This is a genomic window from Paenibacillus diazotrophicus (assembly GCF_042610465.1).
Genome location: NZ_JBGJZN010000001.1, coordinates 1,052,184 through 1,077,715 on the forward strand (window position 1 = coordinate 1,052,184; position 25,532 = coordinate 1,077,715).

Annotated in this window: 25 protein-coding genes; 7 read left to right on the forward strand and 18 right to left on the reverse strand. The window is 47.9% G+C overall.

Annotated features, from left to right (window positions below):
• Nucleotides 1-296: 296 nt before the first annotated feature.
• A complete protein-coding gene (locus ACAN54_RS04725) occupies nucleotides 297-1,415 on the forward strand; it encodes an amidase domain-containing protein (protein WP_379153076.1) in 1,119 nt (372 codons plus the stop codon).
• 79 nt (nucleotides 1,416-1,494) lie between these two features.
• Nucleotides 1,495-2,982: an oligosaccharide flippase family protein gene (locus tag ACAN54_RS04730; RefSeq protein ID WP_379153078.1), complete on the forward strand. Its 1,488-nt coding sequence runs from the start codon at nucleotides 1,495-1,497 to the stop codon at nucleotides 2,980-2,982.
• A 49-nt stretch (nucleotides 2,983-3,031) separates the two neighbouring features.
• Here the strand turns inward: ACAN54_RS04730 and ACAN54_RS04735 are convergent, their stop codons facing one another.
• The 9 genes from ACAN54_RS04735 to ACAN54_RS04775 form a co-directional block, all read right to left on the reverse strand.
• On the reverse strand, nucleotides 3,032-3,634 hold the full coding sequence (locus ACAN54_RS04735) for a response regulator (protein ID WP_379153080.1): 603 nt from the start codon (nucleotides 3,632-3,634) through the stop codon (nucleotides 3,032-3,034).
• On the reverse strand, nucleotides 3,631-4,776 hold the full coding sequence (locus ACAN54_RS04740; protein WP_379154177.1) for a sensor histidine kinase: 1,146 nt from the start codon (nucleotides 4,774-4,776) through the stop codon (nucleotides 3,631-3,633). Before ACAN54_RS04740 ends, ACAN54_RS04735 begins: the two co-directional genes overlap by 4 nt.
• A 135-nt stretch (nucleotides 4,777-4,911) precedes the next feature.
• Nucleotides 4,912-5,976 (reverse strand): Delta(5) desaturase DesA, encoded by a 1,065-nt coding sequence (gene desA / locus ACAN54_RS04745; protein WP_379153083.1) that lies wholly within the window; start codon nucleotides 5,974-5,976, stop codon nucleotides 4,912-4,914.
• 296 nt (nucleotides 5,977-6,272) lie between these two features.
• Entirely contained in the window at nucleotides 6,273-7,871 is a 1,599-nt protein-coding gene (locus ACAN54_RS04750) for a response regulator (RefSeq protein WP_379153086.1), read from the reverse strand.
• 18 nt (nucleotides 7,872-7,889) lie between these two features.
• Nucleotides 7,890-9,260: an ABC transporter substrate-binding protein gene (locus ACAN54_RS04755; protein ID WP_379153089.1), complete on the reverse strand. Its 1,371-nt coding sequence runs from the start codon at nucleotides 9,258-9,260 to the stop codon at nucleotides 7,890-7,892.
• Between the two features lie 14 nt (nucleotides 9,261-9,274).
• Nucleotides 9,275-10,999 (reverse strand): sensor histidine kinase, encoded by a 1,725-nt coding sequence (locus ACAN54_RS04760; protein WP_379153091.1) that lies wholly within the window; start codon nucleotides 10,997-10,999, stop codon nucleotides 9,275-9,277.
• Between the two features lie 65 nt (nucleotides 11,000-11,064).
• Nucleotides 11,065-11,913, reverse strand: a complete 849-nt coding sequence (locus ACAN54_RS04765) for a carbohydrate ABC transporter permease (protein ID WP_379154179.1) — start codon at nucleotides 11,911-11,913, stop codon at nucleotides 11,065-11,067.
• An 11-nt stretch (nucleotides 11,914-11,924) separates the two neighbouring features.
• Nucleotides 11,925-12,878 (reverse strand): carbohydrate ABC transporter permease, encoded by a 954-nt coding sequence (locus ACAN54_RS04770; RefSeq protein ID WP_379153093.1) that lies wholly within the window; start codon nucleotides 12,876-12,878, stop codon nucleotides 11,925-11,927.
• A gap of 98 nt (nucleotides 12,879-12,976) precedes the next feature.
• Nucleotides 12,977-14,335 (reverse strand): extracellular solute-binding protein, encoded by a 1,359-nt coding sequence (locus ACAN54_RS04775; protein ID WP_379153095.1) that lies wholly within the window; start codon nucleotides 14,333-14,335, stop codon nucleotides 12,977-12,979.
• Nucleotides 14,336-14,561: 226 nt separating this feature from the next.
• Here ACAN54_RS04775 and ACAN54_RS04780 point away from each other — a divergent pair, with 226 nt between their 5' ends.
• The gene (locus tag ACAN54_RS04780; RefSeq protein ID WP_379153097.1) at nucleotides 14,562-14,774 is read left to right on the forward strand and encodes a hypothetical protein; all 213 of its coding nucleotides are present in this window, start codon (nucleotides 14,562-14,564) and stop codon (nucleotides 14,772-14,774) included.
• Nucleotides 14,775-14,885: 111 nt separating this feature from the next.
• On the opposite strand, the gene ACAN54_RS04785 is transcribed toward ACAN54_RS04780, so the two are convergent.
• Together ACAN54_RS04785 and ACAN54_RS04790 are read right to left on the reverse strand one after the other, a co-directional pair.
• On the reverse strand, nucleotides 14,886-15,044 hold the full coding sequence (locus ACAN54_RS04785; RefSeq protein ID WP_379153099.1) for a hypothetical protein: 159 nt from the start codon (nucleotides 15,042-15,044) through the stop codon (nucleotides 14,886-14,888).
• A gap of 197 nt (nucleotides 15,045-15,241) precedes the next feature.
• Nucleotides 15,242-16,240, reverse strand: a complete 999-nt coding sequence (locus ACAN54_RS04790) for an aldo/keto reductase (RefSeq protein ID WP_379153101.1) — start codon at nucleotides 16,238-16,240, stop codon at nucleotides 15,242-15,244.
• A 233-nt stretch (nucleotides 16,241-16,473) separates the two neighbouring features.
• Here ACAN54_RS04790 and ACAN54_RS04795 point away from each other — a divergent pair, with 233 nt between their 5' ends.
• Nucleotides 16,474-17,145, forward strand: coding sequence for a tetratricopeptide repeat protein (locus ACAN54_RS04795; RefSeq protein WP_379153103.1), 672 nt, complete (start codon nucleotides 16,474-16,476; stop codon nucleotides 17,143-17,145).
• Between the two features lie 126 nt (nucleotides 17,146-17,271).
• On the opposite strand, the gene ACAN54_RS04800 is transcribed toward ACAN54_RS04795, so the two are convergent.
• The 5 genes from ACAN54_RS04800 to rpiA form a co-directional block, all read right to left on the reverse strand.
• A complete protein-coding gene (locus ACAN54_RS04800) occupies nucleotides 17,272-20,430 on the reverse strand; it encodes an MMPL family transporter (RefSeq protein ID WP_379153105.1) in 3,159 nt (1,052 codons plus the stop codon).
• Nucleotides 20,427-20,876, reverse strand: coding sequence for a MarR family winged helix-turn-helix transcriptional regulator (locus ACAN54_RS04805; RefSeq protein WP_379153107.1), 450 nt, complete (start codon nucleotides 20,874-20,876; stop codon nucleotides 20,427-20,429). Before ACAN54_RS04805 ends, ACAN54_RS04800 begins: the two co-directional genes overlap by 4 nt.
• A 239-nt stretch (nucleotides 20,877-21,115) precedes the next feature.
• Complete coding sequence (locus tag ACAN54_RS04810; protein ID WP_379153109.1) at nucleotides 21,116-21,556, reverse strand: GNAT family N-acetyltransferase; 441 nt, start codon at nucleotides 21,554-21,556, stop codon at nucleotides 21,116-21,118.
• 21 nt (nucleotides 21,557-21,577) lie between these two features.
• Nucleotides 21,578-22,159, reverse strand: a complete 582-nt coding sequence (locus ACAN54_RS04815) for a VanZ family protein (protein WP_379153111.1) — start codon at nucleotides 22,157-22,159, stop codon at nucleotides 21,578-21,580.
• Nucleotides 22,071-22,757 carry a ribose-5-phosphate isomerase RpiA gene (gene rpiA, locus ACAN54_RS04820; RefSeq protein ID WP_379153113.1) on the reverse strand — a complete coding sequence of 229 codons (687 nt, stop codon included), beginning with the start codon at nucleotides 22,755-22,757 and terminating at the stop codon, nucleotides 22,071-22,073. Before rpiA ends, ACAN54_RS04815 begins: the two co-directional genes overlap by 89 nt.
• Before the next feature lie 76 nt (nucleotides 22,758-22,833).
• Between rpiA and ACAN54_RS04825 the strand changes: the two genes are divergently transcribed.
• Nucleotides 22,834-23,031, forward strand: a complete 198-nt coding sequence (locus ACAN54_RS04825; protein WP_379153115.1) for a hypothetical protein — start codon at nucleotides 22,834-22,836, stop codon at nucleotides 23,029-23,031.
• A gap of 6 nt (nucleotides 23,032-23,037) precedes the next feature.
• Here the strand turns inward: ACAN54_RS04825 and ACAN54_RS04830 are convergent, their stop codons facing one another.
• Together ACAN54_RS04830 and ACAN54_RS04835 are read right to left on the reverse strand one after the other, a co-directional pair.
• On the reverse strand, nucleotides 23,038-23,514 hold the full coding sequence (locus ACAN54_RS04830; RefSeq protein WP_379153117.1) for a GNAT family N-acetyltransferase: 477 nt from the start codon (nucleotides 23,512-23,514) through the stop codon (nucleotides 23,038-23,040).
• A gap of 97 nt (nucleotides 23,515-23,611) precedes the next feature.
• Nucleotides 23,612-24,079 (reverse strand): hypothetical protein, encoded by a 468-nt coding sequence (locus ACAN54_RS04835; protein ID WP_379153119.1) that lies wholly within the window; start codon nucleotides 24,077-24,079, stop codon nucleotides 23,612-23,614.
• Between the two features lie 229 nt (nucleotides 24,080-24,308).
• Between ACAN54_RS04835 and fsa the strand changes: the two genes are divergently transcribed.
• Together fsa and ACAN54_RS04845 are read left to right on the forward strand one after the other, a co-directional pair.
• On the forward strand, nucleotides 24,309-24,956 hold the full coding sequence (gene fsa, locus ACAN54_RS04840; RefSeq protein ID WP_379153121.1) for a fructose-6-phosphate aldolase: 648 nt from the start codon (nucleotides 24,309-24,311) through the stop codon (nucleotides 24,954-24,956).
• A gap of 130 nt (nucleotides 24,957-25,086) precedes the next feature.
• Entirely contained in the window at nucleotides 25,087-25,530 is a 444-nt protein-coding gene (locus ACAN54_RS04845) for a MarR family winged helix-turn-helix transcriptional regulator (RefSeq protein ID WP_379153123.1), read from the forward strand.
• Nucleotides 25,531-25,532 lie beyond the last annotated feature (2 nt).

The following is a 25,532-nucleotide window of genomic DNA, read 5'->3' on the forward strand; positions in this document are numbered from 1 at the left end:
ACAGCCCCTAATTAATTTCGCAAAAACAAAAAGATAACGCCCGAATGAAGCCCGGAAGCCATCTTATAATGTTCATCTGAAGCATTGCATTTCAAATGGCATTAAATACCCATATTAACCCGTAGCGTGTTGGGCAATATTAATTCTCGCAACAAAAAATTTCTTGTAGTAAACACAAAAAAAAATGGTCTGTAGCAATCTTGTCAATGTGCTCTGAACAACAAATGGATAATCGTAAAAAGCATTCCATGATAATCATGTATTTCCACAAGACTGGAAGGTGAACTTTGACACTAATGAAAAACAGATATCTCGTCTCTGCTGTTATTCTTCTGCTTGTTTCCTTACATTTCTCCGTTGAAAGGGCTGCTGCAAATCCCAGTGAACCCGATCGTGAGCTTGAAGCCGAGCTTGAAAACATTTATGCGGATAGAGCCAAAATCATCATTAATGGCAAAACGGGTCTCCTTAAGGAACATTACTTTATGGAACAGACCTTGAGTAAACATGCTCTCCAGCATGAACGCAATAGAACCGAATATATGAATACTTGGGCGGAGAAGCGGAATATTAAATTAATCCATGCCAACAACAACATTCGGATGATCCGCCGGAGCATCATTGGAGATACCGCCAAAGTATCTTTGGTACAATCACTTAAAATCACCTATGTATACAACAATAAAATTATCCCTGAGCAATACTTCGGCGTTGGGACGCGCCATTTTATGACCTTGAAGAAAAGTAACGGTCACTGGAGAATCACGCGCGAATGGTATTTGGACCCTCTGGATGAGAATCCCCGGAAGATCGCGGAAAAAGCTGAGCGGGCTGCTCCTTCTGTCACACCCAAATCAAATCAAAATGATGACAAGAACTTCAATCGCCTGCGGGCCGTCGCATATGCAAATAAATATGCCGGAGCTGCATGGGGGGCTGGAAATCAGCATCACTATAATAAAAAATATCTGGATTATACCAGTAAAGGCGGGGATTGTACGAACTTTGCCTCACAGGTTATCGGGGATTCTGAAGAAGGCGGAGGTTTGCCAATGAATGGAGCCTGGCGGTATTTCTATAAATCCGGCGGCACACAAACCTGGGTACAAACCGATTCCTTCAGCAGATTTCTCTTGAGGTCAGGATACGGGGAACTAATTGCCAAAGGCAATTATCAGCAGATTATGTCCCCGTCTAATAAATATCCCGGTGGGGCCATTTCAAAGCTTCAGCCTGGAGATCTGATTGGCTATATCCTGAAGCACGATGATACGGACCATTTCTCCGTGATAGTCGGATTTGATGATTCGGGCTATCCGCTTGTCAATTCTCACACCGCAGACCGGTATCGCGTTCCTTTTGATCTGGGCTGGGACGAAGATACCAAATACCAGCTTTTTCACATCAAAGGATGAACAATTCAGGCTTGTCAGCATAACACAGAATCAATGTCATAAATTAATCATATGATATTGGTGTTATGTTGGAGGTATTATGAAAGTTTCCCGTCTGTTAAGGCAATCTGCAATCAGAGCTTTTGCTTTGTTCATCGTGAAACTAATCGGACTGATCGGTCGTGTGATCTTGACAAGAATTGTTGGTGCAGAAGGAATTGGTCTGTATCAAATCGCCTACTCTTTTTACGGATTTGTGCTTATGTTCACAGGGGGATTGCCGACAACCTTGGCTATGGCAAGTGCAAAGAAACCTGCCCAAAGCTGGAGTCTACTTAAAATCATATCGCTGGGCGTTATTTTTTCTGGAGGAATTGTCAGTCTGGTGGTTTTTCGGCAGGCCACCGCTATCTCCGAAAGGCTAGGTAATCCCGGTCTGGAATTTTCAATTCGAAGTCTCGCTCCTGCACTGTTAGCTGTGCCGCTCTTGGGATTGGTGCGGGGATACTTGCAGGGTCACAAACAAATTGGGGTTATAGCGCTGTCCGAGATTATCGAGCAATCCTCCAGAATTTTCTTCTTACTATTGATTGTCTGGCATGTCTTGCCCCTTGGGATCAACCGCGCAATAGGTTCAGGGATTTACAGTACTTTCATAGGCGCATTGTTCGCCTTTTCTCTGCTCACTGTCTATATTTCTATAAATAAAGCAAGCTTTCATAACAACACCAGTTATTCAGTCCAGTCTCTTCCGATCTTCTGGTTCATTCAATCTTCACTTATGATCTCTGCCACAAGACTTATCATTCCCGCCTCTGAATTTATAGATGCTGTACTCATTCCCAATCGGCTGCTAGCAGCTGGCTATAGCACATCCGAAGCAACCTCTATATATGGAGTAATCTATGGAATGGCTGTCATTGTAGCCTATGCGCCCACCCTTCTGACTGGAGCCTTGTGCCACACCCTGACCGTGCAAATGGCGGCGGAGTGGCAGCAGGGAATGATGAAGAGATTTAATCATCTTTCCGCTACAGCCTTAAAAATATGCTGGTTATGGGGAATGGCAACAGCCCTATTTCTAAAGGGATATGCCCCTGAGCTATCATTATTTATCTTCAATACAGAAACAGCCGGACCTGCTATAAAATATTTAGCGGCGATCCCCCTATTGGTGGGTTTTCGCGAAATCTCCACCAGTATTTTGTGGTCACAGGATATCAGGAAGAGTCCATTTTACGGACTTCTTACAGGAATCACCTGCTCCATTATTGTCCAATATTTTCTGGTAGGAATCCCCGGTTTCGGTTATAAGGGTGCAGCCATTTCCATACTTTCACTGGAGGTAATTGCTTCTATATGGAACTTGCGGGCTTTACGGATTAAGCTAAATAAGCTCAGTAGATTGTTATTTGCCTTACTATGTGATCTCATGGTTCTATCTGTCACATTGTTCGGAGTCAGGCAATTATCGCAATCTTATCATGGAACAGCAGTGAGCTTATGGAGGTTTCTGTTTGCAGCTCTCTTGTATTTTCTGGTTTCGGGACTTTATATGTATCTTCGGTGCATGCGAAATAGAAAATAGATACAATTCAAAGCCTTGTTAACATACGCTCAGGCTTTACATCTCCGGTTTATTTAAACCAGCCCTTTTCCTTAAATCGGGTAATCGCTTCAATCCGGTTCCCTACGTCAAGCTTATCGAGTATTACAGATATGTAGTTGCGTACTGTTCCGGTTGTGATGTAGAGCTGGCTGGCGATCTCTTTCGTATTTTTGCCATCGGCAATGAGTCCGAGCACTTCCTTCTCCCGCTGGGTCAAGGGATTCGCTTCATTGCTGTAGGCCTCATCCATCAGTTCGGGAGCATAGAGCCTTTTGCCGGCCATTACACTGCGGATCGCGAGCGCAAGCTCTTCACTTGGACTGTCCTTCAGCAGATAAGCATCCACACCGGCTTTGACAGCACGTTCGAAATACCCCGCACGTGCAAAGGTGGTCAGAATCATTATTTTACAGACAGAATCCTTCAAGGCCTCCGCAGCCTCAAGACCGCTCATCGCCGGCATCTCAATATCCATGATACAAATATCCGGCTGGTGCAGCTGCACGAGCTTGACAGCCTCCTCACCGTTGCTTGCCCGGCCTACCACCTGCATATCTTCCTCAAGATCCAGCAGGGAAGCAAGTGCCCCCAGCAGCATGCGCTGATCTTCAGCAATTACTATTTTGATCATAGTTCTTTTACCTCCAGTTCCGGTTGCTTAAAGACATTCGGCACCTTAATGACGAGCGTCGTTCCTTGATCTTGCACTACATCCATACTTCCGTTCACGAATTCAAGCCGCTCCTTCATCCCCTGCAGCCCGTGTCCCTTATCGTACAGGTTGGTTCCTTCAATTCCCGTACCGTTATCCTTCACCCTAATCTGCAGGTCGGTCCGTGACGGTTCGATCAGCACCTGGCAAAGTGTTGCTTGGCTGTGCTTCACTACATTGGTAATAGCTTCCTTCAGACACATGCTTAGTACATTCTCTGTAATCAAGGAGGTATTCGTCAGCCTCGGACTGCCCTCCAAAGTGAATTCAATTTCTGCCGCCTGCAGCAATTGCCGGATACGTACCAGCTCATCCTCCAGACGGATTCCGCGCATTTGCGTAACCATTTCCCTGACTTCCTTGAGTGCACTTCTGGCAGTCTGGCGGACGTCATTAATCTCGTGTACCGCTTGCGCCGGATTTTTGTAAATCAATTTGCCGGCCAGATCACTTTTGAGGCCGATCAGCGACAGCTTCTGTCCAAGTGTATCGTGCAGATCCCGGGCGATCCGTTGCCGCTCCTCCATGATTACCAGTTCAGAAATGCGTTTGTTGGCATCCTCCAGCTGACCCTGCAGCTTATCCTGGTTGTTCCGGTTATGCGTTGTCGCGGGCAGAAGAACTACCGCGATCATACTCACCAATACAAACGGAATCTGTGAGATGAATACAGGGTTTCTAGTAATCAGCTCATAGTTGATAGCTACGATAGTGGTCAGCAGATGAATCGAATACAGAATAAAAAAACCGGCTCTTTTCTGAATATTCCCGATAAAAAAGGCAATAAACAAAGCAAAATACATATATCCGAACAGCAGAGTCATGGTAATTGAGACAACGATCTGCACACTGGTCCAGAAATAGACAACCCAGCCCTTCGATTTGAAGGAGAGGACATAGCAGGCGAAAAAGACCATAATCATAACGATTCCATAGACCCACTGGTTCTGATTCACCGAAGCGGAACGGAAGATGAAATAAAACGGGAGAATATAAAACACTACCCATACATATGGGCTGAGACCCGTACTTTTGTGAAAAATATGATGCCACTTCTGCATGTCAGCCATCCTTTTTGCCAGCAAGTTTGTACCCCCATTTTAGCATAAACCCAGCATCCTCCAACAATATGCAGCAAAAAAAGAGAAAGAGCAGCGCCTGATGTTCTCCGGCTGCTTCTTTCTCTGCTATATATTTTATTCGCCCTGGAATCCGGGTTTGATGACTTTCAGGCCATCTGTTCCCGGTTTCGGCTCTTTCATTCTCGCCTTGATCTCCCTGAAACCGACAAAACCTTTATTCTCTTCATCCCATAAGCGGAAATGGAGGGCCTTCAGGCTGGTTCCGATGGTAATCGTTGTTGCATGCTGCAGCGGTGTGGAGGCATTGTGTGCCAGCTCCAGATTATAGTTCGGCACCTTCGGACTTAGATGATGAACATGGTGAAATCCGATATTACCGGTAATCCATTGCAGCAGCTTAGGCAGTTTATAATAAGAGCTGCCTTCCACTGCGGCTGATACATAGCTCCACTCCTCTTCATGCTCGAAGTAGGAATCCTCAAATTGATGCTGTACATAGAACAGCCAAATGCCTAGAAAGCCGGATACGAATACAACAGGCAACTGTACCAGCAGAAAAGCCTGCCAGCCCATGGCCCAGATCAATGCAGCATAAAGTGCGGCAATAGAAACATTAGTTAAGTAAGTGTTCATCCGCTCCTTGCGTCTTGCACCCTTGGCATTGAAACGGTACTGAATCAGGAAGACAGCGATCGGCCCGACCACGAACATGATCAGCGGATTGCGGTAAATGCGGTAGTACAGGCGCTTCAATGGCTTCGCAGCAATATACTCCTCTACCGTCATAATCCAGATATCGCCGATTCCCCGTTTATCGAGGTTACTGCTCCCGGCATGATGGATAGAATGGCTATGCTTCCACTGGCGATAGGGTACAAGCGTCAGTACGCCCGTAATCGTGCCGATGATATCATTGGCTTTGCGGTTTTTGAAGAACGAGCCATGGCAGCAGTCATGGAAAATAATAAAGGTGCGGATCACGAATCCCGCAGCTGGGACCGCGAACAAAAGCGTGAGTCCGTAGGATACAGACAGGCTGAAATAGGCTGCCATCCATAAAAGTACCAGCGGAACGAGTGTATTGATCAATTGTCTGATGCTCGCACTCTGATTAGTTTTTTCAAAAGGGGCCATGCTTTTTTTCAGGCTGGAGAGCTGTGATGTCTGGTTTGTAGTCATCTTGTTCATTTCCTCCTCGGATGTGCCCGGTCACGGATACATTCATCTATCTTAATTATAGAGAAGTATGTGTCATCTGCGGAAGACATAAACATCAATGATACAGTATGACAAATGTCATACTTATGACAGGGAGACAGGCTGAACACCTCGTTTATCCCTGGGAGAAAGCTCCTTCCATGTATCCGGACAGCATCAAGCCAACCACCAATACAACAAAAAACCGCAGCAAAGGTCTTCAAGACCAGCTCCTGCGGTTTTGTTAGGCAAACTTAACATCAGAGATAAGGCAAAGCCTAATTAGCCTGCCGGGAATTCAATTCACGGTATTCCGTAGGTGTTTTTCCGGTGGCTTTCTTGAATACCTGCGTAAAGTAACGCGGATCCTGATAGCCGACAAGCGGTGCAACCTGATAGACCTTAACATTGCTGTTCTGCAAAATATATTTGGCTTTCTCCATCCGGCAGTGGGTTACGTATTCCAGGAAGGTATAGCCCGAGATTTGTTTGAACAGGGTGCAAAAGTGGCTGATGCTCAGATCTGCGACCTCCGATACCTCTTCTATGCTGAGATCCTTATGGTAATTTGCCTCAATATACCGTTTGGACTTCTCCACGATGCTCCGGCCATCCTCACGGGTGGCAGATTTATGGCTCTCCAGCATCCACTCGCGAAATTCCATCTTCAGTGCCGCAATCATAGCTGAAAGTGTACCTAGACCGTGTAGCCTGCTGAGCAATCCTTCTAAGGACCAGTCAGTATGCATATTGAGATGTTCAAACTGTCGGTACAGCACCACAATCATCTCAATAATCAGCCTCTCCGCAAGCTCCTGCGGCAATCCCTGTGCTTCAATGAAACTGGACAATTCATCGAATAAGGACAGCATCCGCTCAAGATCTACGGTGCGGATACTTTCAATCAGGGCAAGCTCCAGCTCTTTCGGATATTTCACTTCCCGGCTTCCGCCAGGTAAGGAATCCTCATCGAGGAATACACCTGCCTGACCTGAATAAAACCGCTGGTACAGAGCTTTGCAAGCAAGCGGGTACACGGTGCTCAATTGATTAAGCCCGTGTGTGATGCGGCTGATCCCCACTGAACATTCCAGCTTGGAATATCTTTTGATCCCTTCGATCAACTGTTCGCCAAGTTCTTTTCTGCCGGTAGTAAGATTTCCTGGAAAAAGCAGGATCCATTCACCGTTATAGAACGGGAACACAGACAACACACCATTTTCCAGCGACCACTCTTCCAGAATGTTCCTTACCGCGAACAGCCAAAGGCGCTTCTCCTCCACACTCCACTCGGCGATCAGAGCGGCATAATGATCCAGCCGGACCACCGCCATGAAATAGTCGCTCTCCAGCTCACTGTTCTCCAGCCATTTGAGATGCTGAAGCGGACGCGGATTACCAAGCGTGAACTCGGCAAACATCCGCTCACGGGCCAGCATCGACAGAGTCTGTACCGAGAGCATCAGCTGTTCATTCTCCTTCTGATGGTCGAGTCTTGCTCTGGCCCGTGTGAGCATCTCGGTTAATTCCTCATGATCAATTGGTTTCAGCAAATAATCAAATGCCCCCTGCCGCAGTGCTTCCCGTGCATACTCAAACTCCCCGTACCCGCTGATAAAGATAAAGATCAGCTTACCACTGCGCGGCAGCACCTCCTTCATCAGTGCAATACCATCAAGAACTGGCATGCGGATGTCGCTGATGATAATGTCAGGTTCCGTCTCCTCGATCATATGCAGCGCCACTTCCCCATTCCGCGCTTCCCCCACAATAGTAAGGCCAAGTTCTTCCCACGGTATGGCAACCTTCAAGCTTCGCAGAATGACCGGTTCATCATCCACCAGCAGCACTTTATAATTCACCTGTGTTACCCCCATCTAAAGACCCCCCCAGGCTTATTGAATGGCCGAGCTCCGAATCAATTTCCAGTATTGTTCCGATGAGGCCTGCAGCTGCTTTAATGCCTCATTGCCCTGCAGACCGCCATCAATCATCTCTTCTATGACACTCAGGAATGTTTTCTTGACCTCAGGGGAAAGGAGATTATCATACGGCACAAAGCTCTGCTGATTTTTCTCCATCATCTCCATGACTTGTGCAAATACCGGCCCTGTCTTATTCGGATCAATGATAATCCGCATGGACGGGATTCTTAAGCCTTCGTATACAATCCGTCTCTGTATCTCTTGTGTATAGAATGCTTGCATCAGCGCAAGCGCCGCTTCCCGTTTGGCTCCGCTCAGGCTCGAAGACAATCCGATTCCGATGGTGTACCCGCCCGCAATAGAGGCTTCCTCATCACTTCCTAGAGCCGGGAACGGAATAACCCCTACCTCGTTCTGGAAACCCTCAGATGCCTTCTCTCCAGTGAACAGGTTAATATCCCAGTTGCCGTTCAAATACATGGCAGCTTGCCCGTTTGTAAACAGGCCGACTGCATTTTCCGGTGATGTATCATTAGAGAGCGGACTAAATGCCTCTTCGTGGATCCACTCACCCAAATGCCGGAAAGCTTGTTTGTAATAGCTGTTCTCAAAGCTGGCTCCATCCTTGCCGGTGACCAGCTTCTGGATCAGATCCGGACCGGCATAGCGGTCCATTAAATAATGGGCAAATATTCCCGCAGGCCAGCGGTCTTCATTGCCGAGCGCAAAGGGAATGTAGCCGGCCTGCTTCAGTTGGCGGATCGCCTCATCCAGTTCAGCCAGCGTCTCAGGCACCTTAATACCGAGCTTGTTGAAGATCGTCCGGTTATAGTACAGCGGCTCCGCATTGCCTTCAATCGGCAGACCGTAAATATGATTATTATTGAACGTCCAGAGGTGCAGATCCTTGAACTGATCCTTCAAACCGTTCTCCTCGGCAAAGTCCGTCAAATCCATCAAACGGTTGGAGCGGACATAAGGTTCAATCTCGGCCCCTCCGAATAACACGAACATATCCGGCGGCGTACCGGTAACCATTTCACTCTTCAGCTTTTGCTCCCGGTGTATGGTCTGGTCCAGTCCCTCGAAATTCACTTTGACATTAGGATGCTCCTGCTGATACTCCTCCACAACCTCTTCAAAAATAGCCAGTAATGGCCGGTCATGCTCCTTAATCCAAAAATGGCGGAAGGTGAGTGTAATTTTCTCCTGGGCATTGTCCTCAATAGGTTCCCTTCTGCCTTGCATAATAAAGAAGACCGCCCCCGACATCAGGCCAATATAAAGAATGATCCATCCCCGTTTCATCAGCCATCTTTGGATCGTCTGCTTCCTGGTCATTCCGTCAGCCCCCGTCATGGCAGAATTCTCGGAATGCGGATACATATCGTTGACCCGAAACCTGGGGAGGAACAGACTACAATGCCATAAGGATTGCCGAACCTGATCTTCAGGCGCTCATGCACATTTTTAAGCCCGACCCCGCTGTCGCTGTATTTTTTCGGATTGATGCGTTCCTTATTCCACAGACTCATCATCGTAGCAAGATCAAAGCCCGGGCCATTATCCTTGACAATAATAATCAGATCCCTTCCCATCTCCTCCGCAGAGATTGTAATCACTCCATGCTCCTCCATCTGTTCAATGGCATGGTATAAGGCATTCTCGACAATGGGCTGAACTATGAGCTTTTGAGTCATCAGATACTTAAGGGAATCCGGCAGCTCCAGCGCATAAGAGAACTTGTCTTCAAAACGGAATTTCTGGATATCCAGATAATGGCGGACATGCTCAAACTCCATCTGCAGCGGAATCAGTTCCTGATTCTGACTGATGCTGATCCTCAGCAGCTTACCAAGCGAGATCACCATTTTACTGATATCCCGGTTGCCTGCCAGTATAGCCATGGAATTGATGGATTCCAGTGAATTATAGATGAAATGCGGGTTAATCTGTGCCATCAGCGCCTGCATCTCCGCTTCCTTCTTACGGCCCTGCTCCGTCTGCACCTGCTCGATCAGTTCTACGATCTGCGAGCTCATCCGGTTAAAACCGTCAATCAGCGAATCGCTCTCATCGTCGGCACGAGGGGGAATGGTAATGGGTGTAAAAATCCCCTGCTTCACCCGTTTCATACCGTTCACTGCACTGTTGATGCTGCGCACAAGCCTGCGCACAAAATAATGGTCAAATAAAAAAGCAGATATCAGCGAGACCGCACCCAGTATGAGCGCAATATTGCGGATGGAGACTGACTCTGATGATATCAGATTCATCGGTGTAATCGCTGCCAAATACCAGTCTGCATTATGTGAAGGGAGGAAAGTAATCAGTGATTTCTCCCCCTGATAATTGTCGATGTAATAATCCTCATCCTGAGAATAGTTATCCTGTAAAAAAGGAAAATCCGTTCGTTGTCCGATATGCTCTCCGGATTTGGTAAAGACGATGTTCCCCTGCTTGTTCACCAGCAGAATATCCCCTTTTTTCAGTGTGGCGGCTTCCCAGAAGATTTGATCCAGCAAATCCGGCTTCACATACACCACCAGATAGCCGATATCTTCCAGCGAATAATAATCCTTAATAATTCTGGCCTGCACCAGCACAGGGTGACCCGAAGCTTCCGAACCGTTCTCCCCTGGACCAGACCAGACAGGGCGCCCCTCTGCGCCCTCCATTGCCCCATACCAGACTTGCTTCCGCATGTCAGCGAAGGACATCGGAGCGTTGTATTGATACAATAAGCGGTCTTTGCCATACAAACTAAAGGATGTAATCATAGGATGATTGATCAGCAGATTATTGATCTCCTGCTTACGGTCATACGTCAGCACAAAATCCGGCTGCTTCAGTGACTGCTGAATCGCCGGCTGTGTAATGGCCGAATTGGTTATGGATGAGATTTCACTGAGCGCAAACTTCAGCTTGCGGTCGGTTTCCAGAAGGGAGATCCAGTAGAAATTGCTGGATTTCTTCTCCATGGCATTGGAAAAATTAACGTAGGTCACACTTCCCATCACAATGACGGGGATGAACACGAGAAGAATAATAGCGAACAATATTTTGCGGCGGAGCTTCATAAATCCTTCCCTTCCTCCTGCTGTCCTATGTCCTTATTATTCTTCACGGCAATCCTTAATTCCTCTTAGCTCTTGATCGCACCCGACGTAAGTCCGGCAATGACCCAGCGGCTGAAGAGCAGGAATACAACGAGCAGCGGTAGTGTTGCGGTGAATGTTGCAGACATAATCATTCCATAATCCAGGCCGTCACGCGTGGTGAACAGCTGCTGCAATGCAATCTGAATGGTGAAATTCTCTTTGTTCTTCAGCACGACGAGCGGCCAGAAGAAATCATTCCATACGGTCATGAAATTTAGAATACCAAGCGTAGCCATAGCTGGTGTAATGACAGGAATTGCAATGTTCCAGAAGATACGGAAATGACCTCCGCCGTCGATCCGACCGGCTTCAATCAGCTCCGTATGTACAGCTGTGGAAATGTACTGGCGCATCCAGAAGATCCCGAAGGCATTAACCATCGCTGGTACAATCAGCGCTTTGAAACTGTCGATCCAGTGCAGTTTGGCCATAATGACATAGGTTGGCAATACTCCGAGCTGCTGCGGCACGAACAGGGTGGCAATGACGAAGTAGAATAGTACATTTTTGAACGGAAACTCATATTTGGCAAACGCATAACCGGCCAGTGTGCAGAAGAATACGACCGAAACCGTCACCATTGATGATACAAACAGGGAGTTGCCCAGTGCCTGGAAGAAATCCGATTTATCCAGTACACGCTTGAAGTTGTCAATGAACTGATCCCCGATGGTCAAGAGCGGCGGCACATGGAATACAGCACCTTTGTCATTGGTACCTACCACAAACATCCAGTAAAACGGGAAGATGGACACCAGGGCCCCGAGAATTAGCAGAACATAGAACCAGAACTTACCGAAAAGGCCGAGATCGTCCGGATTTTTTTTGAACATACGCAGTGTGCTCACGCTTTTTTCCCTCCTGTATCTCCGCCCATGCGGCTTGAGACCAGCATATTAAGCAAGGAGAAAATAATCGTGACGAGGAACAGCAGAACTGCCGTAGCCGCCGCCGTACCAAAGAATCCATTACGGAAAGCTTCACTGTAGAGATAGGTCACCATCGTAATTCCTTCCTGTCTAGTCGATCCGGTTCCGGATTGGCCCAGGAATACATATGGCTCTGTAAAGAGCTGCAATGCTCCAATCGTTGAGAGCAGGGTAACAAAAATTATGAACGGACGCAGCAGCGGCAGGGTAATGAAGGTAAGCTGCTGTCTTCTGCTCGCTCCATCAATGCGGGCCGCTTCATACAGATCCATTGGAATACTCTGCAAGCCAGATAGGAAAATAATGGCATTGTAGCCCGTCCAGCGCCACATGACCATTGAAGAAATGGCGATTTTAACACCCCACCAGCCAGAGTTGAAGGCCATGCTGTCCAGACCGAGTCCATTCAGCATCCAGTTGATCATACCGTTATTACCGAACAACGTACTGAATACGAGAGTAACGGCAACAATCGAAGTGATGTTCGGCATGAAATAGAGGATACGGAACGTTTTCTTGAAACGGGTCATCCCCGAATGCAGGAGTACTGCCAGCAGCAGCGCAAGAATAATCTGCGGTACAGTTCCCATAAGGCCCATAATGAGCGTGTTGGTGAAAGAGATCCAGAAAGTAGGGTCGCTCGTCACCAGATCATAGTTTTTCATACCGACGAATTTCATGGGACCCAGTGCATCCCACTTAAAAAAGGATAAATAAATTGTGAAGAATATCGGGTACAGTCCAAATATCGAGAACAGAATAAAGAAAGGAGAAATAAAGGTATATGCAGTAATGCGGCTCCGTCTTTGTTCAGTTAAAAAAGGGCGTTTGCTCTCGGCATGTGGACTCGCGAGTACGGGCTCAGCCATGTCACACCTCCAGGGAATATAACGTTTTTAAATCCGGATTCAAGGAGGATACTGCTCCCCCATGAATCCGGACGATCATAACAACTTAATTGAACTAATTAACCGCGTTCTGCCAGAGTCTTCGCCTGTTTTACGGCTTCATCCCACTCTTTGGCCGGATCGGCTTTCTTCTCCAGTACATTCTTCAGTGCGTTCTTGAAGAACGTATCCGTCTGGTCATGCAGAGGACCGTAGTAGACAGGTTTTACACGGTTTGCTGATTTACCGAATTCAACCGCAGTCTGCTGGCCGCCGAAGAATTCATCCTTGAAGTCCTTAAAGGCAGGATCTTCATACAGTGCAGGAATGGAAGGCATCAGACCTTTAGTCTTGAACGATTCGAGCTGGTTGTCTTTATTAACAAGCCATTGGATGAAGTCATAAGCTTCCTTAGGATGCTTGCCTTCCTTCGGCAGGGTGATGAATGATCCGCCCCAGTTGCCGGCACCTTCTGGAAGCTGAGCAATTTTCCATTTACCGGAGGAATCCGGTGCATTGCTCTTAATATTACCGGCCATCCATGCAGGTCCCATAACTACTGCAAAGGAACCGTCGTTCATGCCTTGGCCCCACTCAGGAGACCACAGCATTACATTGCTGATCCATCCTTCCTGAATACCCTTAACTGTGAAATCATATGCCTTCTTAACCTGCGGATTCGTGTCACCGATGAATTTGCCATCAGCTTTGCTGAAGTAAATTTCGTCAGCCGACTGGTCGCGCAGAGCGTTATAAGTCAGATCCGTCAGATCCACAAACGGCTTGCCGGTCTTGTCTTTGAACGCTTTGGCTACTGTAGCAAATTTATCCCAGGTATCGATGGCAGCACCGAAGCCGTCTGGATCATCCGGTAGACCGGCATCTTTAGCCAAGTCGGTACGGTAGTATACAACAGTAGGTCCGATATCTGTTGGAAGACCCAATTGGAAGCTGCCATCCTTGGAAGAGGCTTGTTTCCATTTCCAGTCCAGATAATTGGCTTGAATATCCTTCGCGCCATAATCGTTCAGGTTGTAGAATTTATCCTGGGCCCCCAGGAAACGTTCCATGAAACCGATTTCAAGTTGGAAAATATCCGGTGCTCCCGAACCTGCTGACAATGCAGTCGTCAGGTTGTTGTGGTGAGCGGTCTGGTCACCGGTGTTCTGAACCTTAATGGTAACATTCGGATGTTCCTTGGTATACTGGTTCCCCAACTCTTCATAGTTGACGTTACCGAGTGTCCAGAAAGAGAGCTCAATTTTTTCAGCAGGATCTGCTGCCTTTTCTGTTGCTGGAGCATTAGTACTTGCCGCATTGTTACCTGAATTATCTTTTTTACCGTCGTTCCCGGCGTTATTGTTTCCTCCGCATCCTGCCAGTGAACCGACGAGCAGAACGGCGGCAAGTGACACTGCCAGGTGATTTGCTTTTCTCATTCCTCTGTACCCCTTTCAAAGGTTTCTCTTACTATATTTAGTGTACAGTAGGCGATCTTTTTTTTTGAGGAGGCAAACTTCTGATTTATGGTGGAAATACTTACGATAGATGTGACCCACATTTGAGTTCCTTCTGGATTTATCTGCTGCCCGCAGGTATACTATTTTTGAATTCCATTATCAGCAATCGCAGCATCGTTATATTGTATAAAAGGAGAGTACCATCATGCCTATTAACCGCCCTTTGCTGACCGACAGCGATCTCCAGGAAGCCGTTGACCGCAAACTGCCGGTAAGAGTCTTCGAGGATGACCATCTGGTGAATACCGGAGCCACCGTTGTACGCTTTACTGATTCGGATGTCGTGATTCAATCCAGAGTCAGCGACTTAACCTATTATTCCCGCAGCAGCTGCCAATTCTATGAGGTTAGACCTTAGCTTCTTTAACCAATCCACATTAGAAGGTACGCAAAAAGCCGGATAAACGACCTTAGTCGATTTATCCGGCTTCTATCTTATTATCATTATAGATATACTGAAGTATTGTAATTATTTCTTCATTCCGTTCTGCGCCTTCAGCTTCTCGCTCAGAATTTCCTTGAAGCTCAATGTGTGGTCATCGGATCTTTGCGGCTTGGGATCAGCAACGGGCTGAGGTCTGAAATAGTGAGGATTATAAGCCATAAGATTATGTACTGCCATACTCATTTAAGTCAACCTCCTTATATAGGTTCGTCCATATTTGCGCATCTGTGCACTATCTTATCCCTTAATTAACCCGTAACTTCCAATCCTAAACAGTTTTATTGCACATTGAGGAAAAAAATAAAAACCTCCAAATCCGCGCTGCGGAATGGAGGTCTTCTACGTTTCATTATAAAAGGTTCATTATCCAGTCATATCCGTCACTTCAAAACGGTCCAAGAGACTTCATTCAGATGCTCAAGCTCGCCTTGCTCAAGACGGAAGCTCATCGCTCCGATATTCTCCCGGGCATGCCGGACCTTGGATGCGCCTGGGATAGCAACCACCGTGTCGCCGTTGAAATACATCAGCCAGTTAAGAGCAATTTGGCCAGGAGTCACGTCGTACTTCCCTGCCAGTTCCTTCAGACTCTCGATTAATGGCTTACTGCGGGCCAGTCCTTTGTCACCAAGTCCGGACTGCATTCTCCGCATACGGGAAACAGCCTGTATCTGCGCAGGGTCCTCGTGGAAACGTCCGGTCAAGATGCCCTGCTGCAACGGAGAGTAAGCAATAATCGAAATTCCAAGCTCTTTCGCAGCCGCCATCGTTCCGTTCTGGTCAATTCTCCGGTCCAGCAGATTGTATTTCACCTGGTTGGAGACAAGATTCAAGCCATATTGGCGGAGAAGCCTGTGGGCTTCCGTCATCTGCTTGGCCGAATAGTTGCTCACTCCGATGTTACGGATCTTGCCGGCTTGAACAAGCCCTGCCATCGCTTTCATCTCACTGGCAATCGAAGAAAGGGAGAATGGCTGATGAATCTGGTACAAATCAATATCCCGGCCGCCGAGGCAACGGATCCGTTCATCAATCGTGGAGGTAATGGAATTAGCGGTACGGAAAAGCGGCCACCATTTGGTTGCAATCAGAGGTGCAGCATGGGGGCTCCCCTCCCTTTTTAGCTGATCCAGCACATGGGCTAGTGCTTCCTCCGATTTACCGCCGCCATAGATCTCAGCAGTGTCAACCCAGTTCATGCCCCCTTCCAGACTCACCCGGACAATATCCAGAATATCCGCATCCTCCAGATTACTCCAATACTTCCCGACAATGCCTTTACCCCGGCTGAACTGCCAGCATCCCAGTCCAAGCGGCGACACCATTAATGTGGATTGTCCCAAGGGACGTAAGCCGGCTGTTGCCAATCCTGATTCCATGAATCATCCTTCTCCCATAAATAGAGTACGTTCAGTTATGCAGGCAGAAAACAGGAAATCCCTGTGCGGAGCTGCAGATATTCTCAGCTTAAATCTTAAGCCATAGACTGTCAATTCACCCTGCTGCACGAAAAATAACAATCTGAAATAAAGGTCAATATGGTATAATTACCCTGCTCTGCAATCAGCTATAGGAATGAAGTTCGGATACACCAATATAACGGAGGGAATTCATGTTTAAAATTTTCGGTTTCTTACTGCTGTACCGCCTGGTGGGCAACCCTTTTCTGGCACTTCTCATTTTGTTCGTTATCCTGTATTTTCTGGACCGCCGATATGTCGGTATTTTCCCCAGCATCACCAAGCCGTTCCGCCGGAGCCGGCAAATGTCCAGACTGCGGACAACCATTTCACTCAATCCGAATGACGTGTCCGCCAAATTCGATTTGGCAAGACTACTGATTGAACGCAAGCGTTACAGTGAAGCCAAGGAATTGCTTGTACAAATCGCTGACCGCTATGAGCAATCTGCGGAGTATTGGGTGGAGCTGGGCTATGCGAATTTGAAGCTGGGACTGCTGCCTGAAGGCGAAGCACAGATGCTGCAAGGTCTGGAGATCAACCGCAAAGCCCAATACGGACAGCCTTATCTCCGTCTCGCTGAAACCTTCCGAAATATCGATCATGACAAAGCCTTGCATTATGTAACCCAGTTTCAGGAGATACAATCTTCTTCCAGTGAAGCCTATTATCTTGCCGGTTCGATGTATAAGGCACTGGGCAGAACTGACGATGCCAAACGTGCTTTTGCCGAATCGACAGCCATTTACCGCTCACTGCCCAAATACAAAAAACGCCAGGAACGCGGGTGGGCGCTTCGCAGCTATTTTGCAAAGATTCGCTAATTCAGCCGCTACATACATCCGCTAGACCAAAAACCTCCTGCCAGCACAAGTAATGTGCGGCGGAGGTTTTTTGGGATTAAGGACAATCCATTCAGCTGGTATTGATCGTTATATAAATATCCAGTTTTACATGTCTAGTGTTCTTGGTTTGTCATCCGAAGCAGATCCGCTGAACGGCCACCAGTTGGCCCGGCCGAACATTCTTACCATCACTGGTACGAAGAATGGCAGGAATACCAGGGCGTACAAGGCAAGACCCGACAGGACTACAGTAGCAATCTGCATCATCGACAGTACGCCGGACGGATACATCGAAGCGAAAGTTCCGCCCAGAATGACAACCGCGGACAAGATTACTGTACCCATGTTACGCATGGCGTGCAGGATGGCTTCCCGCACATCCCATGTCTTGTTCTCATTGAACCGGGCCATGAGGAAGATGCTGTAATCCACACCCAGCGCAATCAGCATTACAAAACTGAAGAATGGTGTCGTCCAGGTAATCCCGGAGTAGTTCAGCAAATGTACGAAAATCGCCTCAGTCACCCCGAGTGCTGTGAAGTAGGTGATCACTAGTGAAAGGATCAGGTATAGCGGCATAATAACCGAACGCAACAGCAGTACCAGTATGATGAAGATACCGCCTAACATTAGGATAACTGTCCGCGTATAATCCTCATTGGATATTTTCTGCAGATCGCTATAGGTGCTAGTTACACCGCTGATGGCCGTTTCGGCATTTTCCAGCTTTGTACCTTTGACGGCGCGGTCTACAGCTGCCTGAATATCACCCATACTGTCGATGGCTTTTGCGCTGTATGGATTAGCTGTAAATACCACATCCATGGTCATCACCTTGCGGTCAGATGACAGATAATTATCAAATACCTGCCCCATACCCTCAGCCTTAAGCGCCTCTTCCGGTACCAGGAATCCACTCAGTTCATCATCTTTGGCATCCTGAATCTGCTTCAGATAATCCTGAGCCGAATCCAGTCCGCCTGTAATCTGCTTCAGGCCCTTCGCACTGTCGCTCAGACCATCTGTCAATTGGCCAATTTGTCCTGTAAGCTGGCCGAAACCGTCCGCCAGCTGTTGCTGGCCGCCCTGTAGCTGATTCAGGCCGCTTGTAATAGAAGGTATCTTATCTACAATCTGTCCTTGTCCGGCAGCCGCCTGATTCAACCCTGATTGAAGCTGGCCGATACCCGCCACGAGCTTGTCGAGCCCCTGCGCAAGCGCAGTCTGTCCGGCTGCCGCTTTGGCATATCCTGTATTGGCCTGATCCAGGCCTGATGCAGCTCCTTTTAACTGTCCGGATATCTGGCTTAATCCAGCTGCTAGCTGGGCCGCTCCTGCCCCACTCTGCGTTACTGTGCCTTTGATTGTCTGATAGTTCACATCCTGCAAGAGATCGGGATGAGTAGCTTCCAGACCGGTGAAAGACGCATCCAAGCCGCCGAGCGCAGCCGCCACACCTTGAAGCTGGGTCTGGAGCTGACCAAGTCCGCCGTCTAGCGCCGTCAGTCCTGCTCCAATTTTCTTGTAACCCTCCAGCAGTGATGCATTGGCATCTGCTAACTTCTTGGCGCTGGCTGCCGCCTGTGCCAGTCCGGTTTTGATCTCTCCGGCGCCTGCGGAGCCGCTCTGAATGCCGCTTTGAATGCGTGACAGCCCATCACCCAGAGCATCGATACCTTTTTTCAGCTCAGTTGTACCTTCTGTCAGCTTCGCGCTGCCTGATACGGCTTCGTTCAGCTTCGGCTCATTGTCACTGAGCTGTTTGCTTGCTTCCTCAAGGCCCGATTGAATCTTGGTCAGTCCTTCATTGCTCTGACTGAGACCATCGGATAGGGTTGCCACTTGAGTTGGAATCAGGAAGTCATTGATCTGCTCGCCGGTCGGACGCGACATACTGCGTACTGATTTGACCCCTTCCACCTTTTCCAGCTCACGGCTGATCTTCTCCGCGAGTCCAATATATTCCGAGGTATCCATACGGTCGTCATTTTTGATGACGATCTTGCCTGGCATGGATTCACCCGGGCCGAAGCTCTCAGAGATGATGTTAAAGCCTTTGACTGAAGCATAGTTGGAACCAATTTCATCCATGCTGTTAAAGGACAGCTTACCCGTGTAAGTCAACAGGAAAGGCACTACGATCGCCGCTACGATCAGCAAAGCTGCCCAAGGTCTTTTGAGGGAAAAGGAACCTGCTGCCCCCCAAATCCGGCTCTCACTGTGCTCTAGCTTACTGCTTGAAGGCCAGAATAGTGTCTTACCCAATACTGCCATGAAGAAAGGAACGACTGTTACGAGTGCCAGCATCATCACAGCGATTCCTACGGCTACTGCTACCGCAGAACGGTAGAGACCGAACTTGGACAGCCCGATCGCCAGAAATCCTACGAATACGGCAAGGCCGGAGTAGAATACAGTCCCACCCGCTTTACGGTATGTAGTGATAATGGCACTTTTAGTATCCTCAGCAGCAGCCAGTTCTTCTTTGAAGCGGCTGATCAGTAAGATACAGTAATCCGTCCCGATCCCGAACATGACGGCAACCATAAAAATCTGCGTAAAGGTCGATAAAGGAAAATCGAAGCGGTCCACCAGGAATGCTACTACGGACTGCGAGACAATATAACTGAGCCCTACGGTCAGAAGCGGCACAAAGGGGGCAACAAACGACCGGAAGACCACAAACAGAATCAGCAAAATAAAGATGACCGTAATGTATTCCGATTTTTTGAGTCCGGCTTCCGAACTGGCAATGGTATCCTCCGTAATTAGTCCTTCACTCGTTAAGTAGTGATCGGCACTGACACCGCTAAGCAATGCATCCACCTGATCCGGCAATTGCTTAACCGCTTCCTCCCCGCCGCTTACCATCAGCGCAACCATTAGGGTTTTGCCGTCTTTGGCAATCAGGGTGTCCTTCAGTTCAGACTGCGAAAACGGGTCGGTGATCGAGTTGATCTTCAGCGTATCTTTTTGAGCAGCAAGCTTCTCAACGCCCTGCTTAATGCTCTCAGTATCTTCTGCGGAAAGACCGGCTGGTTTGTTGAAGACTAGCGCCACTTGATGCAGCGTCTCTCCGCCTTTGGTATCGGCCACTTCCTTCATAATCTCTGAAGCTCTAGTCGAGGTATAGCCGTCCGGAACGGATATCTGCCCCTTCTCACGAACGAGATCTGACATGCCCGGTGCAGTTAAAAATAATAGTACGGCTACCGCGAGCCATACGACTATAATGGCCCATCTTGCTCTAAGTATTGTCTTCAATTGTCTTTCCCTCCTGTTTCCTGCATCAAAAATGCCAGTTTCTCAAACATCGTGATAAATTTCTCGATATCCTGTTCCTCAAAATGCGAGAAATAAGGAGAAATCACCTCATGAACCTGCTTTTCAGCCGTACAATAGGTTTCACTTCCTACAGGTGTCAGCGTCAAATAGACTTGACGGCGATCATTCTCATCACGGGTCCGTTCAATAAATCCGGCTTCAACCAGCCGATTGATGATTGCAGTAATGGAGCTCTTCCCCACAGCTACTGCTTCTGCCAAAAAAGTGGATGTGCACAGGGCCTGGCTTTTGATCAGCCGCATAATTAGAAACTGGTCATTGGTTAATCCCTCTGCCATACTATCCCTGATCTGCGAGTTGATCTGCCGGGTCACTGCCATATATGCATCCACATAGCGGTTAATCCATTGTTCTTCAAGGTTCAATATTCCAACCTCCTATCTTTGATAATAGTTCGTGTGTAGAATAGTTTCACAGTGAAACTATATAATTTGCAGACTAAAAAGTCAATCTGCTTACAGAATATTTTCATACGGCCAAGTCAATATCACATACTCATTCCTGCAAAAGATATATCTCACACAAAAAAGCCACCCCGCCATAAATATGCGAAGTGGCTCATGCCCATGCTGCCTATGTGATAATTACGAATGCATCTGGCTGTTTACTCTTCATCCTCTTCTACTTCCACTTCATACACACAGCGGAACATCTCAATACCCGCAGGATTCTCACCAAGACTGTACACCATGAAGCCCAAGTTCCTGTAAAAATCTGCGGCAATCTCATCCTCTGTCTCAGCCAGAAGATACCGCGGATTGCGGGCTGCCAACAGTTCGAGAATGATCCCCCGCGCATAGCCTTTTCCCCGGTTCTCCGGGAGTACGGCAATATGACGGATGTCCAGCGAACCATCTTCAGTTTCCTCAAATCCTACCAATCCTACAAGCAATCCTTCCTCTTCCCACCCATAGAGCTGCAATGCAGCCTTGCTGCTATATTCCACCGTGGTGCGCCAGAGCGCATCCGGTTCATCAATCACGGCATAAGCCAGCAGTTCCTTCACTTCCTCTGTATCGGTACGCTGCTTCAAATCTGTCAGCATGTAATTCATTCTCCTCTCCATCTATTTTCTTCTAAAATACACAATGCGCAGCAAGAGGTATCCGAGTAATACTCCCGCCAGGTTAAGGATCACATCATCAATGTCAAAGCTACCGGCGCGAAGCAGCATCTGCATGATCTCCAGGAGCAGTATTCCTGCTGCCGACACTAGAAGCAGCCGAAAGACAGCATACAGATTCCTCTTCAGCAAGGGCAACAGAAAACCAAATGGTGCAAAGACAATGACATTGCCCAGTAAATTGATTATTCTGCCTGACAAAGAAACTCCGTTATCGAGATTTAGATATAATTCAATGGTACGAAGCGGCTGCACGTTATACCGGAACGGCCCTTCTGAATGAACAGTTCGTCCAAACCCCAGGAACATCCAGTACACAAGGGCGGAGCAGTATGCTACTAACAGGATCATAATCAATGCCCGGCCTATACCTCTAGTCTGCGGAGGCCTATGTTTTCTTTTGACTCTTTGGCCGGAACTGCCATGTTTACTTCTGCTATAAGACCTTCTTGAGCTCAATGATTTCAATGCTCCCGTCCGCTTTACCGATGATTGCCATATCGGCGATACCAATGAACAGTCCATGTTCCACTACCCCGGTAATATTCTGAAGAGACTCTGCGAGTGCAGTAGCTGAAGTAATGGACCCGAAGCAGCAATCTGCAATATAGTTTCCGTTGTCCGTCTTGTACAGAACATCCCCGCTGCGCCGAAGCTCTGGTGTACAGCCCAGCTTGGCCAGCTCGGCTACAGTCCACTCCCAGGCAAAAGCAACAATCTCTACTGGCAACGGGAATTTGCCTAGGGTATCAACAGCTTTGCTCTCGTCAGCCACCACTATCATCTGTGTACTATTGCGGGCCACGATCTTCTCACGAAGCAGCGCACCGCCGCCGCCTTTTATAAGCTCCAGATCATGATTCAGCTCATCCGCTCCATCAATGGTCAGATCAAGACCGTCGATATCACCGAAACCGACCAGGGGGATACCGAGCTCACGGGCCTGTTTCTCCGAAGCAACCGAAGTGGCAACAGCAGTAATCTGCAATCCCTCCTTCACCCGTTCACCCAGCTTGCGGATGGCCCAGTAAGCAGTAGAACCAGTTCCCAGTCCAACCTTCATTCCGTCCTTCACATACTCCACTGCTTTCTCTGCCGCGAGTTGCTTCACATTGATAGTCATTTTCTAATACCCCCATGTATCCGTTATAATAGTCCTTGAGAAGTAAGCAAATTATCATCGCCAGGAGGCTTCCAGCATGCGAACCGAACATCAGATCCAATCCAAAATTAATGAATTGACCCTGCAAAAAAGATCCATGGAATCCCGCCTGGCACCACTGCCGGCCGGTAGCCCGCAGCGAGAAACGCTGAACGCCCAGTTAAGCCGGCTTGAGGATATGATCCTGATGCTGGAGTGGGTACTGGATGCACCGACCGGCAAGTATCACGCTTAAAGTTAATTAAGACAAGACTTTGCCGTAACAAAGGCTGTCAGGATCACCAATATAGGGTCCAAACAAATCAATCGGCCGGTAGCCGTGCTTCTCATACAGCGCAATAGCTTCCGGCTGCTTGATGCCTGTCTCCAGCCGGATCTCTCTGCAGCCCACCGCTGCCGCCTTCTGCTCCAAATCCAGCAGCATACGGTTTGCAATTCCTTGTTTGCGGGTATCCGGGTCTACATAGAAACGTTTTAGTTCCATCATTGAAGAATCAGCAGCAAGCGGGCGCAGACCTCCGCAGCCTACCGGCTGATTCCCGGCATAGGCCACTACAAACGTCATCTCCCTCACCTTGGGATCAGAGAAATCCACAACATAGATCGTCTCATGCGGATATCTGGATTTCAATTCATCATCCAGCCGTTTAATCAGTTTCTGCAAATCTCTATTCTCTGGATCAACCACAACAAATTCCACTCCGATATTCAGTGACATTCCCGGTCCCTCACTCTCATCTGTATATTATCCAACTATTATATAGTTTTAGTATGGGTTTTCTTATCACCTTGTACAGGTATCAATGACCACATGGCTAATGACGATCCGCAACTGCGGTCTCCTCTTTTACGGCTGATTCCAAACGGAAGATCAGTTCTTTCTCCCCTTTGTTCACGGCCTTGTCCGTAAATGATGCAGGTAGAATCTGCTCGCCCCGCAGCGCAGACTGCCGGATACTGCCCAGCATCCAGTTCTGTGCGTCAGAGAGTGCCATTTCCCCGCTTCCGGCTGGAACACGGCAAAGGGCGATCGTCTTATCAACCTCTCCGCTAGCAAGCCGCCCCTCTTCGTCCGAATGTACGGTGAATTGAAACAAAGGAACGGCTTCCGGACGCTCTTCATTCATTGAAAAGGATTGATAATAGACGGAATACATCAAGCTGCTGATACGTCCCGTAGACTCTCCAGCCTCCTGTTGGGCAATTAGCCTGCTGTTCTGAAAGGCCATGACGCCGGCAGCAAATAACAGAAAGATAACAACCCCTGCATATACCATAATCATATCTGACACCTGCCATTTCAGCGTTATGAACAATACCGTTTCTATATTATCACGTGATGAACGTGTCAGGGAATGGGCACGGCCTGCTGAATTTACATTTCAGCCTGGAATTCTATAAAGTTATTTTGAAATATTCATCTTAACAGTTGAATCTTCCAGCAGCATGATTCATAATGAAGTGGTGCAAAACGTTTGTCAATCCATATCAACCAAGGGAGGATACCACGAAATGAAATTTTTCTTGGATACCGGAAATATTGAAGAAATCAAACGTATTACCCGCCTCGGATTAGTGGATGGCGTAACGACGAATCCGTCGCTTATCGCCAAAGAAGGCAGACTGTTCAAAGATGTAATCAAAGAAATCGTTGCGATCGTCCCAGGCCCTGTCAGTGCTGAGGTCATCGGTCTGAAAGCTGAAGAAATGCTGAAGGAAGCTTATGAAATCGCTGAATGGGCACCGAATGTTGTGATCAAGCTGCCAATGACCGAAGATGGTCTGGAAGCATGTTATGAACTAACCAAAAAAGGTATAAAAACCAACGTAACCCTCATCTTCTCGGCAGCTCAGGGCCTGATGGCAGCCAAAGCCGGGGCTACCTATATCAGCCCGTTTGTTGGACGTCTGGATGATATCGGTGTAGATGGCATGAAGCTGATCTCGGATTTGAAGACGATCCTGACCAATTACGGACTCCAATCGGAGATCATCGCTGCGAGTATCCGTAACATTGCGCATGTGGAGCAGGCTGCCATTGCAGGTGCACATATTGCAACCATTCCTGGTTCCCTCCTGCCTTCACTCTGGAAGCATCCGCTCACTGATAGCGGCATCGAGCGTTTCCTGAAGGACTGGGAGAAGGTTCCGCAGCTCTAAGCACTGTTTAACGATAAATTACCAGCCTATTTCCGCTAATGCGGGGATAGGCTTTTTTGTTGTTCATTGACAATTTTAATTGTCTTAAATATAATTGTCATAACAAGTATATTGGAAAGGACGACTATTCATGTCCCATTCTTCACATCAAGATTTTCTCGGATTTTTGCTGGGCTCTACGCACCGGAGAATCTCCAATCTATTCGCCCGTGTCCTTAAGCCCTATGACATCACCCCTGAGCAGTGGTCTATCCTGCTGATGATCTGTGACCATGAAGGCATCAATCAGAAAGAGGTTGCCGCTGCGGCTGCCAAAGACCAGCCGACGACTGCCCGCATTGTGGAGCTTTTGCAGAAGAAAGGTTTCATCCACAAGACCATGAGCCCCACCGACCGGCGTGCCTTCTTACTCTATGCAACAGAGACAGGCAAGTCATTGATAGAGCACACGGTTACTCTGGAGCAACAGACCATTGCAACAGCTGTTAATGGACTAAGCCGGCAACAGCTTGAAGATCTCCGCTCCATGCTGGAATTGATCTACAACAACACCGGAAATACACTTCAAGAATAGGA